16 protein-coding genes are annotated in these 16,070 nt (G+C 71.7%); 7 read left to right on the plus strand and 9 right to left on the minus strand.

Annotation, left to right across the window (positions count from 1 at the left end):
* Position 1: 1 nt before the first annotated feature.
* A complete protein-coding gene (locus ACYU8V_RS17500) occupies positions 2–688 on the plus strand; it encodes a class I SAM-dependent methyltransferase (RefSeq protein ID WP_460849164.1) in 687 nt (228 codons plus the stop codon).
* An 88-nt stretch (positions 689–776) separates the two neighbouring features.
* Positions 777–1,640, plus strand: a complete 864-nt coding sequence (locus tag ACYU8V_RS17505; protein WP_460849165.1) for a Bax inhibitor-1/YccA family protein — start codon at positions 777–779, stop codon at positions 1,638–1,640.
* Between the two features lie 62 nt (positions 1,641–1,702).
* Here the strand turns inward: ACYU8V_RS17505 and ACYU8V_RS17510 are convergent, their stop codons facing one another.
* Positions 1,703–2,707, minus strand: coding sequence for an SGNH/GDSL hydrolase family protein (locus tag ACYU8V_RS17510; protein ID WP_460849167.1), 1,005 nt, complete (start codon positions 2,705–2,707; stop codon positions 1,703–1,705).
* 36 nt (positions 2,708–2,743) lie between these two features.
* Between ACYU8V_RS17510 and ACYU8V_RS17515 the strand changes: the two genes are divergently transcribed.
* A complete protein-coding gene (locus ACYU8V_RS17515; RefSeq protein WP_460849168.1) occupies positions 2,744–4,132 on the plus strand; it encodes a cystathionine beta-synthase in 1,389 nt (462 codons plus the stop codon).
* 4 nt (positions 4,133–4,136) lie between these two features.
* Positions 4,137–4,604, plus strand: coding sequence for a GNAT family N-acetyltransferase (locus ACYU8V_RS17520; RefSeq protein ID WP_460849170.1), 468 nt, complete (start codon positions 4,137–4,139; stop codon positions 4,602–4,604).
* Positions 4,605–4,613: 9 nt separating this feature from the next.
* On the opposite strand, the gene ACYU8V_RS17525 is transcribed toward ACYU8V_RS17520, so the two are convergent.
* Together ACYU8V_RS17525 and ACYU8V_RS17530 are read right to left on the minus strand one after the other, a co-directional pair.
* Positions 4,614–5,456: a metal-dependent hydrolase gene (locus tag ACYU8V_RS17525; protein WP_460849171.1), complete on the minus strand. Its 843-nt coding sequence runs from the start codon at positions 5,454–5,456 to the stop codon at positions 4,614–4,616.
* A gap of 27 nt (positions 5,457–5,483) precedes the next feature.
* Positions 5,484–6,416, minus strand: coding sequence for a GNAT family N-acetyltransferase (locus tag ACYU8V_RS17530; RefSeq protein ID WP_460849173.1), 933 nt, complete (start codon positions 6,414–6,416; stop codon positions 5,484–5,486).
* Positions 6,417–6,440: 24 nt separating this feature from the next.
* On the opposite strand from ACYU8V_RS17530, the gene fdxA reads away from it, so the two are divergent.
* Both fdxA and dapC read left to right on the plus strand, forming a co-directional pair.
* Positions 6,441–6,767, plus strand: a complete 327-nt coding sequence (gene fdxA / locus ACYU8V_RS17535; RefSeq protein ID WP_460849174.1) for a ferredoxin — start codon at positions 6,441–6,443, stop codon at positions 6,765–6,767.
* Positions 6,768–6,771: 4 nt separating this feature from the next.
* Positions 6,772–7,878, plus strand: coding sequence for a succinyldiaminopimelate transaminase (dapC, locus tag ACYU8V_RS17540; RefSeq protein WP_460849277.1), 1,107 nt, complete (start codon positions 6,772–6,774; stop codon positions 7,876–7,878).
* A gap of 9 nt (positions 7,879–7,887) precedes the next feature.
* Here dapC and ACYU8V_RS17545 read toward each other — a convergent pair whose 3' ends face one another.
* The 5 genes from ACYU8V_RS17545 to ACYU8V_RS17565 are packed head-to-tail and all read right to left on the minus strand — an operon-like array spanning position 7,888 to position 11,708.
* The gene (locus ACYU8V_RS17545; RefSeq protein WP_460849176.1) at positions 7,888–8,376 is read right to left on the minus strand and encodes a hypothetical protein; all 489 of its coding nucleotides are present in this window, start codon (positions 8,374–8,376) and stop codon (positions 7,888–7,890) included.
* Between the two features lie 60 nt (positions 8,377–8,436).
* The gene (locus tag ACYU8V_RS17550) at positions 8,437–9,318 is read right to left on the minus strand and encodes a hypothetical protein (protein WP_460849177.1); all 882 of its coding nucleotides are present in this window, start codon (positions 9,316–9,318) and stop codon (positions 8,437–8,439) included.
* A 45-nt stretch (positions 9,319–9,363) separates the two neighbouring features.
* Positions 9,364–10,305 (minus strand): 2,3,4,5-tetrahydropyridine-2,6-dicarboxylate N-succinyltransferase, encoded by a 942-nt coding sequence (dapD, locus tag ACYU8V_RS17555; protein WP_460849178.1) that lies wholly within the window; start codon positions 10,303–10,305, stop codon positions 9,364–9,366.
* A 22-nt stretch (positions 10,306–10,327) separates the two neighbouring features.
* Positions 10,328–11,137: an acyl-CoA thioesterase gene (locus ACYU8V_RS17560; protein ID WP_460849179.1), complete on the minus strand. Its 810-nt coding sequence runs from the start codon at positions 11,135–11,137 to the stop codon at positions 10,328–10,330.
* Between the two features lie 25 nt (positions 11,138–11,162).
* Entirely contained in the window at positions 11,163–11,708 is a 546-nt protein-coding gene (locus ACYU8V_RS17565; RefSeq protein WP_460849180.1) for a DinB family protein, read from the minus strand.
* A 197-nt stretch (positions 11,709–11,905) separates the two neighbouring features.
* Here ACYU8V_RS17565 and ileS point away from each other — a divergent pair, with 197 nt between their 5' ends.
* Positions 11,906–15,112, plus strand: a complete 3,207-nt coding sequence (ileS, locus tag ACYU8V_RS17570; RefSeq protein WP_460849181.1) for an isoleucine--tRNA ligase — start codon at positions 11,906–11,908, stop codon at positions 15,110–15,112.
* A gap of 86 nt (positions 15,113–15,198) precedes the next feature.
* Here ileS and ACYU8V_RS17575 read toward each other — a convergent pair whose 3' ends face one another.
* Positions 15,199–16,041: an LLM class F420-dependent oxidoreductase gene (locus tag ACYU8V_RS17575; protein ID WP_460849183.1), complete on the minus strand. Its 843-nt coding sequence runs from the start codon at positions 16,039–16,041 to the stop codon at positions 15,199–15,201.
* Positions 16,042–16,070 lie beyond the last annotated feature (29 nt).

Raw genomic sequence — 16,070 nt, forward strand, 5'->3', positions numbered from 1 at the left:
CATGGCCGAACCGCACCGCCACCACCACGCCGAGCACCACGACGACCTCTCCCTGGAGGAGAAGCGCGCGAACCTCACCGCGCACGTCTGGGACGAGAGGTACGCCGGCAGCGACCGGGTCTGGTCCGGCAATCCCAACGCGCGGCTCGTCGAGCAGGCGTCCGACCTGGCGCCGGGAAGCGCCCTCGACGTGGCCTGCGGCGAGGGCGGCGACGCGATCTGGCTGGCCGAGCGCGGCTGGGACGTGACCGCGGTCGACGTCTCTCCTGTCGCGCTCGGGAAGGTGCGCGAGCACGCGGCTGCGCGCGGAGTCCGCGTCACGACGGCGATCTGGGACGCCCTGGGCGAAGCCGTCCCGGGCGCACCGGGCGCCTTCGACCTGGTGACGGTCAGCTTCCTGCACGTCCCGGCGGAGGACTTCGCCGGGATCTACCGGCGGATCGGCGCCGCGGTCGCGCCGGGAGGCCGGCTGCTCGTCACCGCACACCACCCGCACGATGTCGAGTCCGGCGTGCGGCGCCCGCACGGCGACGGGCTGCTGTTCGAGCCCGACCGGGTGCTGACGACGCTCGGGGCGCCGGGCGATGGCTGGGAGGTCGAGGTCGCCGACACCCCGGAGCGGGTGCAGGACGGTCCCGACGGGCCGGTGCAGGTGCGGGACACCGTCGTACGCCTGCGGCGGTCGTGATCGCGGGAACGCGGAGCGATCCCCGTACGTTGACCATGGTGAGCCCTAGACTGGCTCGCACAACCCTGGCCGTCCCCTGGAGGAGACCATGCAGAGCAACAACCCGGTGTTCCGGCGCTCGGACGAGTTCAAAGCCGGCAACGCGTACGGCAACCCCACCTACGCCGGCAACGGCGCGCCCTACCAGGGCTTCGGCGAGCAGCCGACCTACAACCAGTACGGCACCCCCACGCACACGCCGTACGGCGGGACGCAGGCCGACCAGGGCCGGATGACCATCGACTCGGTCGTCCAGAGCACCGCCCTGACGCTGCTGGTCACCATCGTCGCGGCGGCGATCACCTGGGTGGTCACCCCGGCGGTCGACTCCTACACCGGCGAGGTCCCGCGGGCCCTCATCGCCGCGTCCGTCATCGGCTCCGGCCTGGCGTTCGTGCTGTCGATGGTCAACTCCTTCAAGCGGGTCGTCAGCCCCGCCCTGGTGCTGGCCTTCGCGGCCGCCGAGGGCGTCGCGCTCGGCGCGGTGAGCGAGTACTTCAACACCTACGCGCCCGGCGTCGTCATCCAGGCGGTCCTCGGCACGTTCGCCGCGTTCGGCGGCACCCTCGCGGTCTACAAGTTCATGAACATCAAGGTCGGTGACAAGTTCCGTCACGGCGTCATGGCCGCGATGTGGGGCATGGTCGGCCTGAGTATCATGGAGGTCGTGCTGAACATGTTCGGCGCCGGCCTCGGCCTGTTCGACAGTGGCGCGATCGGCATCCTGTTCGCCGTCGCGGGCCTGGTGCTCGGTGTGTTCATGCTGATCCTGGACTTCGACTTCGTCGAGCAGGGCGTCCGCAACGGTCTGCCGCGGCGTGAGTCGTGGCGTGCGTCGTTCGCGCTGCTGGTCAGCCTGGTCTGGATCTACACCAACCTGCTGCGCATCCTCGCCTCGCTGCAGAGGAACTGACCCCGCTCGCACGAACGCCCGGTCCCGACACTGTCGGGGCCGGGCGTTCTGCATGACCGGACCTACTCGGTGGCCTCCGGGGCCTCGCCGACGACCTGGGCGCGCCGCTGGCGGTGCCGCAGCTCCACCCAGAGCCCGCGTACGCCGGCCCGCCGGCCGCCGATCTCGGTGCCGTCCAGCTCGGTACCCGGCTGGCGCACGGCCTGCACGGCCGCGCGGGTGATGGGCAGCACGCCCTCGCCGCGGTATGCCGCCAGCACGGACTCGGTCTCGGGCTGCTCGCCGAGCGATGCCAGCAGCGACGGGATCAGCACGTGGGCGAGGGCGCGATAGCCCTCGGCCGACGGGTGGAAGTGGTCGGGGCCGAAGAAGAGCGCGGGCGCCGCCGCGAACTCCGGTCCGAGCAGCGAGCCGATCGACACCGTCCGGCCGCCGCCCTCGACCACGGCGATGGTCTGCGCGGCCGCGAGCCGGCGCGACCAGGACCGCGCGACCTGGCGCAGCGGCGGGGCGATCGGCTGGACCGTCCCGAGGTCGGGGCAGGTGGCCACGACGACGTGCGCACCGGCCGCGCGGAAGCGGCGTACGGCCTCGGAGAGGTGGCGCACCGACTGCGACGGCGAGACCGTGTGGGTCACGTCGTTGCCGCCGATGATGATGACGACGAGCTCCGGCTCGATGGGCAGCGCCCGATCGACCTGCTTGCCCAGATCCGAGGAGCGCGCCCCGACCACGCAGAACTCGCGCAGATACACGCGGCGGTCGGCGTGCTCGGCGACCGCGCTCGCGATCAGTGCACCGGTGGTCTCCTCGACCCGCTCCACCCCGTAGCCGCAGGCGATCGAGTCGCCGAGCAGCGCGATCCGGATCGCCGGCCCGGGCCGGCCACGGCCGTACCAACCGCTCGAGTCCGGCGGCGGGTCCTCACGGACCGGCCCGATCACCTTCCGGGCGAGCTTCGCCTCCCCGACCAGGACCCCGTAGAGCCCCGCGCCGACGACGGACAGCCCACCGCCCCCGTACAGGGCGGCGGACGCCAGCTTCCGTGCCGCCCCAGCCTTGGTCACGGGGCAACTTTACGGACCGCCCACTAGGTTGAGGGCATGGAGTACGTCGAGTCTGTCCTGGACCTGATCGGCCACACCCCGCTGGTGCGCCTCGACCGCAGCTTGGACGCGGACGGCAGGGACGGCCCGCTGGTGCTGGCGAAGGTGGAGTACCTCAACCCGGGCGGCTCGGTGAAGGACCGGATCGCGAGCCGGATGATCGACGCTGCGGAGGCGTCCGGCGCGCTGCAGCCGGGCGGCACGATCGTCGAGCCGACGTCGGGCAACACCGGTGTCGGCCTGGCGATGGTGGCCCAGCAGCGCGGCTACAAGTGCATCTTCGTGTGCCCGGACAAGGTCAGCGAGGACAAGCGCAACGTCCTCAAGGCGTACGGCGCCGAGGTCGTCGTCTGCCCGACCGCCGTGGCTCCCGAGCACCCCGACAGCTACTACAACGTCTCCGACCGGCTGGCCGGCCAGCCCGGCGCGTGGAAGCCCGACCAGTACTCCAACCCGAACAACCCGCGCTCGCACTACGAGGAGACCGGTCCGGAGATCTGGCAGCAGACCGGGGGGAGGATCACCCACTTCGTGACCGGCATGGGCACCGGCGGCACGATCAGCGGCGTCGGCCGCTACCTCAAGGAGCAGAACCCCGACATCCAGGTCATCGGCGCCGACCCGGCCGGCAGCGTCTACTCCGGCGGCACCGGCCGCCCGTACCTGGTCGAGGGCGTCGGTGAGGACTTCTGGCCGGAGACCTACGACCGCTCCGTCGCCGACCGGGTCATCGAGGTCTCCGACGCCGACTCCTTCGCCTACACCCGCCGGCTGGCCCGCGAGGAGGCCCTCCTGGTCGGTGGCTCGAGCGGCATGGCGGCGTACGCCGCGAAGCAGCTGGCCGCCGAGCTGGCGGCCGAGGGTCGCACCGACGCGGTGATCGTGGTGCTGCTGCCCGACAGCGGCCGCGGCTACCTGAGCAAGGTGTTCAACGACGACTGGCTCGCGCAGTACGGCTTCGCCACCGGCGGGGAGCAGGCGTCGCAGACCGTCGGGGAGGTGCTGCGCACCAAGTCCCGCGGGCTGCCGGCCCTGGTCCACACCCACCCCACCGAGACCATCGCCGAGGCCATCTCGATCCTGCAGGAGTACGGCGTGTCCCAGATGCCCGTCGTGCGTGCCGAGCCGCCGATCGTGGCGGCCGAGGTCGCCGGGTCCGTCTCCGAGCGCGCCCTCCTCGACGCCCTGTACGCCGGCAAGGCCCGCCTCGCCGACTCCGTCGAGCAGCACATGTCCGAGCCGCTGCCGACGATCGGCTCCACGGAGGCAGCGACCGACGCGGTGGTGATGCTGGAGAACGCCGACGCGGTGCTCGTCCACGAGGACGGCAAGCCCGTCGGCGTACTCACCCGGCAGGACCTGCTGGCCTTCCTCGCCAAGGGGTGAGGCGATGATCCGGGAGGCGACGCCGGCCGACGTCCCCGAGGTGCTCGGCCTGATCCGGGCCCTCGCCACCTACGAGCGCGAGCCGGACGCGGTCGTCACGACCGAGGCCGACCTGCACCGGTGGGTGTTCGGCGAGGACGCGGTCGCCTCGGTCCTCGTGGCCGAGGACGAGGGGCGCGTCGTCGGCATCGCCCTGTGGTTCCGCAGCTACTCGACGTGGACCGGGCAGCCGGGGATCTACCTCGAGGACCTGTTCGTCGAGCCCGAGCACCGCGGCAGCGGGCTGGGCAAGCAGCTGCTGGCGGCGCTGGCCCGGATCGCCGTCGAGCGCGGCTACCCGCGCGTGGAGTGGGCGGTCCTCGACTGGAACCAGCCGTCGATCGACTTCTACGACGCCCTCGGCGCCCGTCCGCAGGACGACTGGAAGACCTACCGGCTCGCCGGCGACGCCCTCGCGGCGCTCGGCGGCTGAGGGCCTGCCTCAGCGCAGGTGGTCGGTGAGCGTGCCGTGCTCGCCGAACAGCCGCGCGCTCCACTGCGCCAGCAGCTCGGTGTCGTCGTGATCGTCGGGGTGGAAGCCGTCGCGGCGGTAGTCGCGCAGCCGGTCGATGACGTCGCGCTCCAGGAAGGGTGAGTGGCGCAGGGCGGCGATGCTGCGTGCCAGCCGCACCGGGTGGTACGCCGCCCGATCGCGCAGCAGCGAGAGACAGGTCGCGACGAACACCAGGCCGAGCAGGCCGACGGTCTGGATGGTGAACCCGAGGCGGCGTACCCGCTCCGAGCCGCCGACCGCGCGGAACACGTCGAACGCCACGGCCTTGTGCTCGGTCTCCTCCAGCGCGTGCCAGAGCAGGATGTTGCGGACCTCGGTCTCGCCGAGCAGCCGCTGGGCCTCCGGCTTGTCGAGCAGCGCCGAGGCGATCGTCGCGGTGTAGTGCTCGAGCGCGGCCGTGTAGGACAGGCACAGGATCGCGGGCGCCCGCCTCGTCGCGTCCGCGAGGGCCCACTTCACGAACCGGGAGACCCGGTGGGTCGGGTAGCCCATCTCCTGCAGGCGGCGGTTGAGCTCGCGGTGCTCGCGCCCGTGGGTGACCTCCTGGCCGATGAAGCCGCGCACCTGCTCGGCCAGCACCGGGTCGGTGATGCGATCGGCGTAGTGCCGCACGGACCGGACGAAGAAGTCCTCGCCGGGCGGGAAGGTCGCCGACAGGACGGCCACGATGTGGCTCATCACCAGGTCGCCGTCGACGTAGTGCTTGCGCAGGGATCCGGCCGGGTAGTCGAACCCGATCCGGCGTACGTGCAGGTCGCGGGGAGCCGCCATGGGATCGAGGGTAGCCCCGGGCCGCGCTCAGTCCGGGGGAGTGAGGTAGCGGCAGACGTGGTGGACGTCGAAGCCGAGCCCGTCGTACAGGGCGCGCGCCGGGGCGTTCGCCGTCTCGACGTGCAGCCAGGCCGTCACCGCGCCGCGCTCCGCGCCCCACTCGAGCAGCTCGGCCATCAGCGCCGTCGCGTGCCCGCGCCGGCGGTGGCCCGGATCCACCGTCAGTCCGTGGATGCCGATCCAGTCGCCGTCCACGGTCGCCTCGGCCTCGGCCACCGGGTCGCAGCCGTTGCCGATGCTCGCCACGGCGCGCTCCCCGGTGACGGCGAGGTCGACCGCCACTGCGGCGGGACCGAGCGAGCGTCGTACCCGCGCGACCGAGGCCATCCGCAGCTCCGCCTCACCGGTGGGGTCCTCCTGCCACCCCAGGCCGCGCACCCCGGCCTCGAGGTCGCCGTCGGCCTCGACCTGGAGGTACGCCGGACGGCCGAACCCGCCGTAGAGGTCGCTCACCTGCCGACAGGCCTCGGCGAGCGGCATCCCCGGATCACCCATCGCCAGGCACGAGTTGGCGCGGCGGCGGGGACGGCCGACGGGTGCCGGGTCGTGGCGCAGCACCCACTCGCCGATCGGCACGGTCAGCACCCGCTCCCACAGGCCCGCGGTGCGCAGCTCGCTGTCGCGCGCCGAGATCCGCGTCCTCACCGACGGCCGCGGCGGCACCGGCTTGCCCGACACGATCAGCGCGAGCGGGATCGACACCGCGGGACCGTCCTCGGGCTGGACGGTGCAGCCCTCCGCGTCCCAGGCCACGCAGACCCCGAGCACGTCGGTGAGCGCCGGCCCGCCGCTCGGCCCGGTCTCGCCCGGCACCAGCCGCCGCACGACGATCCGCCGGCCGACGACGTGCGGGCCGAGCAGGTGTCGTCCCGTATCCCGTGGGTCGGCGCCGCTGTTCACTCGGCGGATACTACGATTCGGTCCATGACCTACGTCATCTCTCAGCCCTGTGTGGACCTCAAGGACCGCGCCTGCGTCGACGAGTGCCCCGTCGACTGCATCTACGAGGGCAAGCGGATGCTCTACATCCACCCCGACGAGTGCGTCGACTGTGGCGCCTGCGAGCCGGTGTGCCCGGTCGAGGCCATCTTCTACGAGGACGACGTCCCCGAGGAGTGGAAGGACTACTACGACGCGAACGTGAAGTTCTTCGACGACCTGGGCTCGCCGGGCGGTGCCGCCAAGATGGGCGAGATCGACAAGGACGCCGAGTTCGTCGCCGCCCTGCCGCCGCAGAACCAGGACCACTGAGCTCCTGAGCACCACGAAGGTCTCCCAGCGGCTGCCGGACTTCCCCTGGGACAAGCTCGCACCGTACGCCGAGCGCGCCCGTGCGCACGCCGACGGCATCGTCGACCTCTCGGTCGGCACGCCCGTCGACCCGACGCCCGAGGTCGCCCAGGCGGCGCTGCGTGCTGCCGCGGACTCGCCGGGCTACCCGTTGACGATCGGCCTGCCGGACACCCGGCAGGCGATCAGCGACTGGTTCGCGCGCGTCCACGGCGTGACCGGCCTGGGCCTGGACCAGGTGCTGCCGGTCATCGGCACCAAGGAGCTGATCGCCCAGCTGGCGCTGCACCTGGGCGTCGGCCCGGGTGACCTGGTCGGGTTCCCGGAGGCGGCGTACCCGACCTACGAGGTGGGCGCGGTCCTCGCCGGCGCGACGCCGGTCGCCACCGACTCGCTGACCACCTTCGGTCCGCAGACCCCCAGGATCTTCTGGCTCAACAGCCCCTCGAACCCGACCGGCCGCGTCCTGCCGCCCGCGCACCTGAAGAAGGTCGTGGACTGGTGCCGCGAGCGCGGCGTCATCCTGGTCTCCGACGAGTGCTACCTCGACTGCGTCTGGGAGGGCGAGGCGATCTCGGTGCTGCACCCCTCGATCTCGGGCGGCTCGGCCGACGGGATCCTGGTGGTCCACTCGCTCTCCAAGCGCTCCAACCTCGCGGGCTACCGCGCCGGCTTCGTGGCCGGCGACGCCGCGCTGATCGGCGAGCTGCTCGCGGTGCGCAAGAACCTCGGCCTCATCGTGCCGGGCCCGGTCCAGCGGGTGATGACGGCGGTGTACGCCGACGACGCGCACGCGGCCGAGCAGCACGCGCGGTACGCCGCCCGGCGTACCCGTCTCAAGGCGGCGCTCGAGTCGGCCGGCTTCACCGTCGACCACTCCGAGGCGGCGCTGTATCTGTGGTCCACGCGCGGCGAGGACTGCTGGAAGACCGTCGCCGACCTCGCCGACCTCGGCATCCTGGCCGCCCCCGGCGACTTCTACGGCGCGGCCGGCCGCCAGCACGTGCGGATCGCGATCACCGCGACCGACGAGCGCATCGACGCGGCCGTCGCGCGGCTCATCGGCGCCTGACCCGACGGGTCACATGGAGCCGCGGCGGATCCCGCCGTTGGTGGTGAAGCGGTGGCTGCGGGTCGTGCCGACCCAGCCCCACACCCGCCGGATGCCCTTGCCGGAGAGCCGGTCGTGCGCGCGCAGCCGGGCGGCCCTCGGGCCGTACGCGATGGCCGAGGCCCACTCCTGGCCCTTCCCGCCGACCTCGCGGTAGACCACGGCCAGCGAGCCGTTCGTGACCCAGCCCGCGCGGCGGCACGACGTCGCGGCGGCCTCGGACTGGCAGCGGTAGTAGGCGTCGTGGATGGCACCGCGCCTCGTCGCGCGGTCGGTCACCCAGAACGCGCGACCGGTCGTCAGGTTCACCGTCATCGCCGCGAAGCAGCGGTGGCTGTGCCGCCAGCACCACGGAGCGGTCGTGGCGGCACCGGCCGGGGCGGGCGCGCTGAGGCAGGCGAGCAGGAGCACGGCCGGTACGAGGCAGGCGAGCAGAAGGGTCCGGATCCGCGAGAACATGGACAAAAGCCTGCCGTACGCCGGCGGCCCGATCCCGCCGGACACGCGCGGGATCGCAGGTCAGCCGAAGACCTCGACCCGGATCCGGGACGAGGACGCCGCCGCCGGCTGCCACCCGCTGCGCCCGGCCCGCCACTCGTGTCCGCCGAAGTCGATCGTGCGGATCTGCAGCCGCCCGGCGTTGCCCGCGAGGTACTGCGCCATCGCCCATCCGTACGTCGACGGGTCGGCCTGCCGCGAGACGTCCACCTGCAGCGTCGTACCGGATCGGCCGTCGTGGGTGATCGGGAGCGCGCCGAAGCGGGTGCGCAGGTCGGAGAGCACCGCGGACGCGCGACCGCTGAGCCCGCTGGAGGTGCGCACCGCGTCGGTCGAGGGCGCGCCGCCGGACAGGTCGCAGCTGAACGCCGCCGGGGAGTAGCCGGTGAGCGCCGACGCGAGGGCGCGGGCGTCCTCCTCGTGCGCGGCGTAGGCGCTGGGGTACGCCGAGCGCTGCACCTTCTGCGCCGCGACCGTGATCTCCATCGACTCGTAGCCGTTGACCTTGACCAGCGCGTCGAAGAACGCGTTCGTGGCGTACACCCGGTCCATCAGCTGGGCGCGCGTTCCCCAGCCCTGCGAGGGGCGCTGCTGGAACAGGCCCACCGAGTCCCGGTCGCCGCCGCCGAGGTTGCGCAGCTTCGACTCCTGCATCGCCGTCGCCAGGGCGATCGACGTCGCCCGGGCCGGCAGCCCGCGGCGGATGGCCACCGAGGCGATCAGCGTGGCGTTCTCGGCCTGGTCGCTGTCGATCTCGACGGTGTGCCCGTTGACGGTGGCGGTGCAGTCACCCGTCGGCCCGAAGCCGAGGTTGTTGGTCGCCCGGAGCACGCCGATCCCCACCCCGGCGATCACGGCGAGCACCGCGATGCCGAAGACGATGGAGAAGAGGCGCTTCGACACGGGGCAAGTGTGGGTCAGGGGTGGTTGGCGTCAGGCCGGGTGCGCTCAGTTGGCGTGGAGGTCGGCGTTGAGCGTGATGCCCTCGCCCTGCCACGGAACGGCCTCGACCGCGCCGGTCACCGAGTTGCGGCGGAACAGCACGTTGCTGGCGCCGGAGAGCTCGAGCGCCTTGGCGGTGCGGGACTCCTTGCCGGGCTCCAGCACGGTGACCTTGGTGCCGGCGGTGATGTAGCAGCCCGCCTCGACGACGCAGTCGTCGCCGAGCGAGATGCCCAGGCCGGAGTTGGCGCCGAGCAGGCAGCGCCGGCCGATCGAGATGACCTGCTTGCCGCCGCCGGACAGGGTGCCCATGATCGAGGCGCCGCCGCCGATGTCGGAGCCGTCCTCGACCACGACACCGGCCGAGATCCGGCCCTCGACCATCGAGGTGCCGAGCGTGCCGGCGTTGAAGTTCACGAAGCCCTCGTGCATGACCGTCGTGCCCTCGGCGAGGTGGGCGCCGAGCCGCACCCGGTCGGCGTCGGCGATGCGGACGCCGGTCGGCAGCACGTAGTCGACCATCCGCGGGAACTTGTCGACGCCGTACACGGTGACGTGCTGGCCGGCGGCCCGCAGCCGCGCCCGGGTCAGCTCGAAGCCGTCGACCGCGCACGGGCCGGCCGAGGTCCACACGACGTTGGCGAGGAAGCCGAACTGGCCCTCGAGGCTCAGGCCGTGCGGCTGGACCAGCCGCGACGACAGCAGGTGCAGGCGCAGCCAGACATCCTCGGTGGAGGTCGGGGCCGCGTCCAGGTCGGCGATCTGGACCAGCCGGACCTCGCGGGTCACGCCGCGCGCCTCGTCGCTGCCCTCGAGCGCGGTGAGCTCGGGCGGGCGCCTCGCGTCGTCGGGCTTTGCGCCCAGTGCGGGCGAGGGGAACCAGGTGTCGAGCACGGTTCCGTTGGCGTCGTACGTCGTCAGGCCGAAGGCCCAGGCGGAGCGGGTCACGTGGCAGGAGTCTAGTGGTGGCTCACTCGGCCAGGATCGCCAACTGCCGGCTCTGGGCGATCAGCCGGCCTTGCTCGTCCCACAGCTCGCAGTCCTCGTCGTGGTAGCCCGCGATGACGTGCCGCGTGGTGACGTGCCCGAGCGCCCAGCCGTCCGTGGTGATCTCCGGACGCCGGCGGTAGTGCACGGTGAGCTGGATCGTGGCCGAGGCGAGGTGCCCGATCTCCGCGGTCACCGGCGGGAAGGCGTCGGTCATGGCTCCGGCGAGCAGAGCGTCGACCGGCCGGCCGTCCGTCGCCCGGATCCAGCACAGCGACTCGGTCGTCCCGCTGGGGTGGCCCTCCATCCAGCCGGGGATGGCAGCGGCGCGGTAGGTGTAGCGCTCCAGGATCGGGGCGGTCCCGAGCGGGATCACCGAGCTCAGCTCGGCGCACGCGGTGGGCGGCGGCATGTCCGGTGCCGCGTGCGGGGTGTGCTCGACCGAGCCGGCCTTGTCCCAGTCGTGGGCGCTGACGACCGCATGCGCGACCTCACGGCCGCCCTGGCTCAGCAGGGCGTCGTACGTCGAGACCCGGCGACCGGCGCGGACCTGCCGCACCCGCACCTCGGCCGGCCCGGCCTGCGCGGGCCGGAAGTAGGTGATCGCGATGGTCAGCGGATCGGGGTGCCCGGACTGCGCTGCGGCGAGCATCGTGGCGTGCTGGAGCACGGCGAGGATGTAGCCGCCGTTGGGCGTCTGGTTGGCGGTGTTCCAGTCGATGGTGAGCTGGACGGCGTACCGGCCGTCGCCGAGGGGCTCTGCCGCGACGGCGCTGTCGAGGAGGAAGGTCACCCGGCCATCCTCGCCGGTGCCGCGGCTACTGCCCGACCCGGCCGTCGATGCACTCGCGCAGCAGGTCGGCATGGCCACAATGCCTTGCGTACTCCTCGATCATGTGCACGACGATGTCGCGGATGCTCGCGGTCTCGCCGTCGCCGTTGTAGACCACCTCGTCGCCCATCCGATCGTCGCCGAGGGTGTCCAGGTAGGCGTCGGCCCGGCCGATCTCGCGCTCCCAGGCGGAGATCGCCTCCTCGACGCACTCCTTGGTGCCGACGGCGTCGTCCCAGTCGGCGTCGCGGCGCTCGGCGTCGAAGAACGGCCGCGGCTCGTCGAGGTTGCCCTGCAGTGCCCGCTGGAACCAGCTGTGCTCCACCTTGGCCATGTGCCGGACCAGGCCCAGCAGGCTCATCGTGCTCGGCGGCACCGAGCGGGTCGCGAGCTGCTCGGGGCTGAGCTCCTCGCACTTCATGGCCAGGGTGAGCCGGTAGTTCGTCAGGTACTCGCGATAGGTCGCGAGCTCGCCGGTCGGGCTCTCCGAGGTGCGGGGGTCGTTCTCCGAGTCGGTCCACATGTCAGCCATGTCCTAGACTCTGCCCCATAGGCGTTCGAGCCGTCATCAGCGGCGAGCCTCCGGAAGAAAGCTCTCGAGCAAGTAGAACCGGACGGGTAGGCCCGTCACAGCCAAGATCGAGTGGTCGACGTACGTCGGCAAGTGAGGTGGTACCGCGGCGAGAGCCGTCCTCACAGCCAGGACGACACCGACCGCAGGAGCACCCGATGACCTATCCGAAGGTCACCACCGACGCCACCACCACGCAGGGCGTGCCGAGCAGCCCGAGGTTCCCCGCCATCGAGGAGCGGGTGCTGGCGTACTGGGCGGAGGACGACACCTTCCGCGCGTCGGTCGAGCAGCGCGATCCCGGCGCCGACGGTGAGAACGAGTTCGTCTTCTACGACGGCCCGCCGTTCGCCAACGGGCTGCCGCACTACGGGCACCTGCTCACCGGCTACGTCAAGGACATCGTGCCGCGCTACCAGACGATGCGCGGCAAGCGCGTCGAGCGCCGCTTCGGCTGGGACACCCACGGTCTGCCCGCCGAGCTCGAGGCGATGCGGCTCAACGGCATCAAGACCACCGACGAGATCGTCGAGATGGGCATCGACCGGTTCAATGACGCCTGCCGCGCGTCGGTGCTGAAGTACGCCGACGAGTGGCGCGCCTACGTCACCCGCCAGGCGCGCTGGGTCGACTTCGACAACGACTACAAGACCATGAACCCGACGTTCATGGAGTCGGTGCTGTGGGCCTTCAAGAGCCTCTACGAGAAGGGCCTGGTCTACGAGGGCTTCCGGGTGCTGCCGTACTGCTGGCAGGACGAGACGCCGCTGTCCAACCACGAGCTGCGCATGGACGACGACGTCTACAAGATGCGTCAGGACCCCGCGGTCACGGTCGGCTTCGAGATCACGACCCCTGGCGACCTGGCCGGTGCGAAGCTGCTGATCTGGACCACCACCCCGTGGACCCTGCCGAGCAACCTCGCCGTCATGGTCGGCTCCGAGATCGACTACGTCGCGGTGGAGGACTACGGCGTCCGGTACGTCCTGGCCGAGTCGCGTCTGGCGGCGTACACGCGCGAGCTGGGGGAGGAGCCGAACGTCGTGTGGCGCGGCAAGGGCGCCGACCTGCTCGGCCTGACCTACCGCCCTCCGTTCTCCTACTACGCCGGCCACGAGAACGCCTTCCGTGTGGTCGCTGCCGACGACGCCGTCACCACCACCGACGGCACCGGGCTCGTGCACTCCGCGGGCGCCTTCGGTGAGGTCGACAAGGAGGTCACCGACCGCGAGGGCATCGCACCGGTCATGCCCGTCGGCAAGGACGGCCGGTTCACCGCCCCCGTCAGCGAGTACGCAGGCATGCAGGTCTTCGACGCCAACTTGCACATCATCGACGACCTCAAGGCCCACGGCGGCTCGGTCACGCCCGGCACCGTGCTGCTGCGCCGCGAGACCTACGACCACTCCTACCCGCACTGCTGGCGCTGCCGGCAGCCGCTCATCTACAAGGGCGTCTCGTCGTGGTTCGTGGAGGTCACGAAGTTCAAGGACCGGATGGGCGAGCTCAACCAGGAGATCCGCTGGGTCCCCGAGCACATCCGGGACGGCCAGTTCGGCAAGTGGGTGGCCAACGCCCGCGACTGGTCGATCACCCGCAACCGGTTCTGGGGATCCCCGGTCCCGGTGTGGAAGTCCGACGACGAGGCGTACCCGCGCATCGACGTCTACGGCTCCTTCGAGGAGATCGAGCGCGACTTCGGCCGGCTGCCGCTCAACAGGGACGGCGAGCCGGACCTGCACCGGCCGTGGGTCGACGACCTGACCCGTCCCAACCCCGACGACCCGACCGGGAAGTCGACGATGCGCCGCGTCACCGACGTACTGGACGTGTGGTTCGACTCGGGCTCGATGTCGTTCGCCCAGGTGCACTACCCGTTCGAGGCCAAGGGCTGGTTCGAGCACCACTTCCCGGCCGACTTCATCGTCGAGTACATCGGCCAGACCCGCGGTTGGTTCTACACGCTGCACATCCTGGCGACCGCGCTGTTCGACAAGCCGGCCTTCCAGTCGTGCATCAGCCACGGCATCGTGCTGGGCTCGGACGGCAACAAGATGTCGAAGTCGCTGCGCAACTACCCCGACGTCGCCGAGGTCTTCGACCGCGACGGCGCCGACGCGATGCGCTGGTTCCTGATGGCCTCTCCGATCCTGCGCGGCGGCAACCTGGTGGTCACCGAGCAGGGCATCCGCGACGCCGTGCGCCAGGTGATGATCCCGCTCTGGAACACCTGGTACTTCTTCGCGCTCTACGCCAACGCCGAGGGCTACGAGGCCACCGGTCGCACCGACAGCCAGGACCCGCTGGACCGCTACCTGCTCGCCAAGACGCGCCAGTACGTCGAGCAGCTGACCACCGAGCTCGACGACTACGCCGTCGCCGACGCCTGCGAGACGACGCGCGCCTTCATCGACGTGCTGACCAACTGGTACGTCCGTCGTTCGCGCGAGCGGTTCTGGGAGGGCAAGGCCGAGGCCTTCGAGACCCTCGCTGCCGTGCTGGACGTGGTCTGCCGGACGGTGGCGCCGCTGCTGCCGCTGGTCAGCGAGGAGATCTGGCGCGGCCTGACCGGTGGGCGCTCGGTGCACCTGGCGGACTGGCCGGACGTGTCCGCCCTCCCGGCCGACGACGCCCTCGTCGCGGCGATGGACGAGGTCCGCGAGGTCTGCTCGACCACGTCGGCGCTGCGCAAGGCCGCCAAGCTGCGCAACCGGCTGCCGCTGGCCGGGCTCACGGTCGTCGTCGACGACCCTGCCGGCCTGGAGCCCTTCACCGCGATCATCGCCGACGAGATGAACCTCAAGTCGGTGCGGCTCGTCGCCACCGGCTCCGACGAGGCCGCCGGCTACGGCGTCGAGCAGCGACTCACCGTCAACGCCCGCGCCGCCGGGCCGCGGCTCGGCAAGGACGTGCAGCTGGCGATCAAGGGCTCCAAGTCCGGCGACTGGTCCGTCTCGGCCTCCGGCGAGGTCGTCGCGGGCGGGCTCGCGCTGGTCGAGGGCGAGTACACCCTCGAGACGGTCGCGGGGGAGGCCGCCGAGGGTGCCGCCACTGCGATGCTGCCGACCGGCGGGTTCGTCGTGCTGGACACCGTCGTGACCCCGGAGCTCGCCGAGGAGGGCCTCGCGCGCGACCTGGTCCGCGCGATCCAGCAGGAGCGCCGCGACACGGGCCTCGAGGTCACCGACCGGATCTCGCTGCACATCGCCGGCTCCGAGGCGGTGCTGGCGGCCGCCCGCAACCACGAGCGGCTGATCGCCGGCGAGACCCTCGCGACGTCGTACGCCGTCGGCGAGCTCATTGGCGGCACCTCGGTGGACCTCGGCGACGGCCAGAAGGCGACGATCTCCGTCACCCGCCTCTGACGCGAGTTCGGACTTCTGGTCCGCCGAATTGCCAGTTGTGGTCGACCGAAACTGGCAATTCGGTCGACCGCAACGGGCAACTCGCGCTAGGAGATGACCCGGGAGGCCAGCTTGTCGAGGTAGGCGAGCACCGTGGGCTCGTCGGCGTCGGGCACGCCGTAGATGAGCTCGCTGGGCTGGGCGGCCATCCAGTCGGCGTAGTCCTCGGGGGTCGGTCGCTTGGCGACGAGGATGCGGATGTCAGGGTCGCCGGAGCGACCGGCCTCGGCCCATGCCTTGCGCAGCAGGTCGGCGTTGGCGGCGACGTCCGCCGTGGTGGGTGTGGTCATCCAGCCGTCGGCGTTGCGGGCGATCCACTCGAAGGTCTTCGGGCCCGCCCCGGCGCCGATGACGACGGGGATCCGGCCCTGCGGCGGCTTGGGGTAGGCCCAGCTCGGGCCGAAGGAGACGAACTCGCCGTCGTACGACGCCTCCTCCTCGGTCCACAGCGCGCGCATCGCCTCCAGGTACTCGCGCAGCACCGTCCGTCGGCGGTCAGCCGGCACGTGGTGGTCGGCGAGCTCGTCGGTGTTCCAGCCGAAGCCCGCGCCGATCGAGACCCGGCCACCGGAGAGGTGGTCGAGGGTGGCGATGGTCTTGGCGAGGGTGATCGGGTCGGACTCGACCGGCAGCGCGACGGCGGTCGACAGCCCGATCCGTGAGGTGACCGCGGCACAGGTCGCCAGCGAGACCCACGGGTCGAGGGTGCGCAGGTAGCGGTCGTCGGGGAGGTCCTCGCCGCCGGTAGGGTGCAGGGCGTCGCGGCGTACCGGGATGTGGGTGTGCTCCGGGACGTAGACGGTGTCGAACCCGCGCTCCTCGGCGGCCTTCGCGAGGGTGGCCGGCGCGATGCCGCGGTCGGAGGTGAAGAGCACGATGCCGTTGCGCATGCGCGCAGCCTAACTAGAACACGTTCTAC

The organism is Nocardioides ultimimeridianus, from assembly GCF_054777895.1.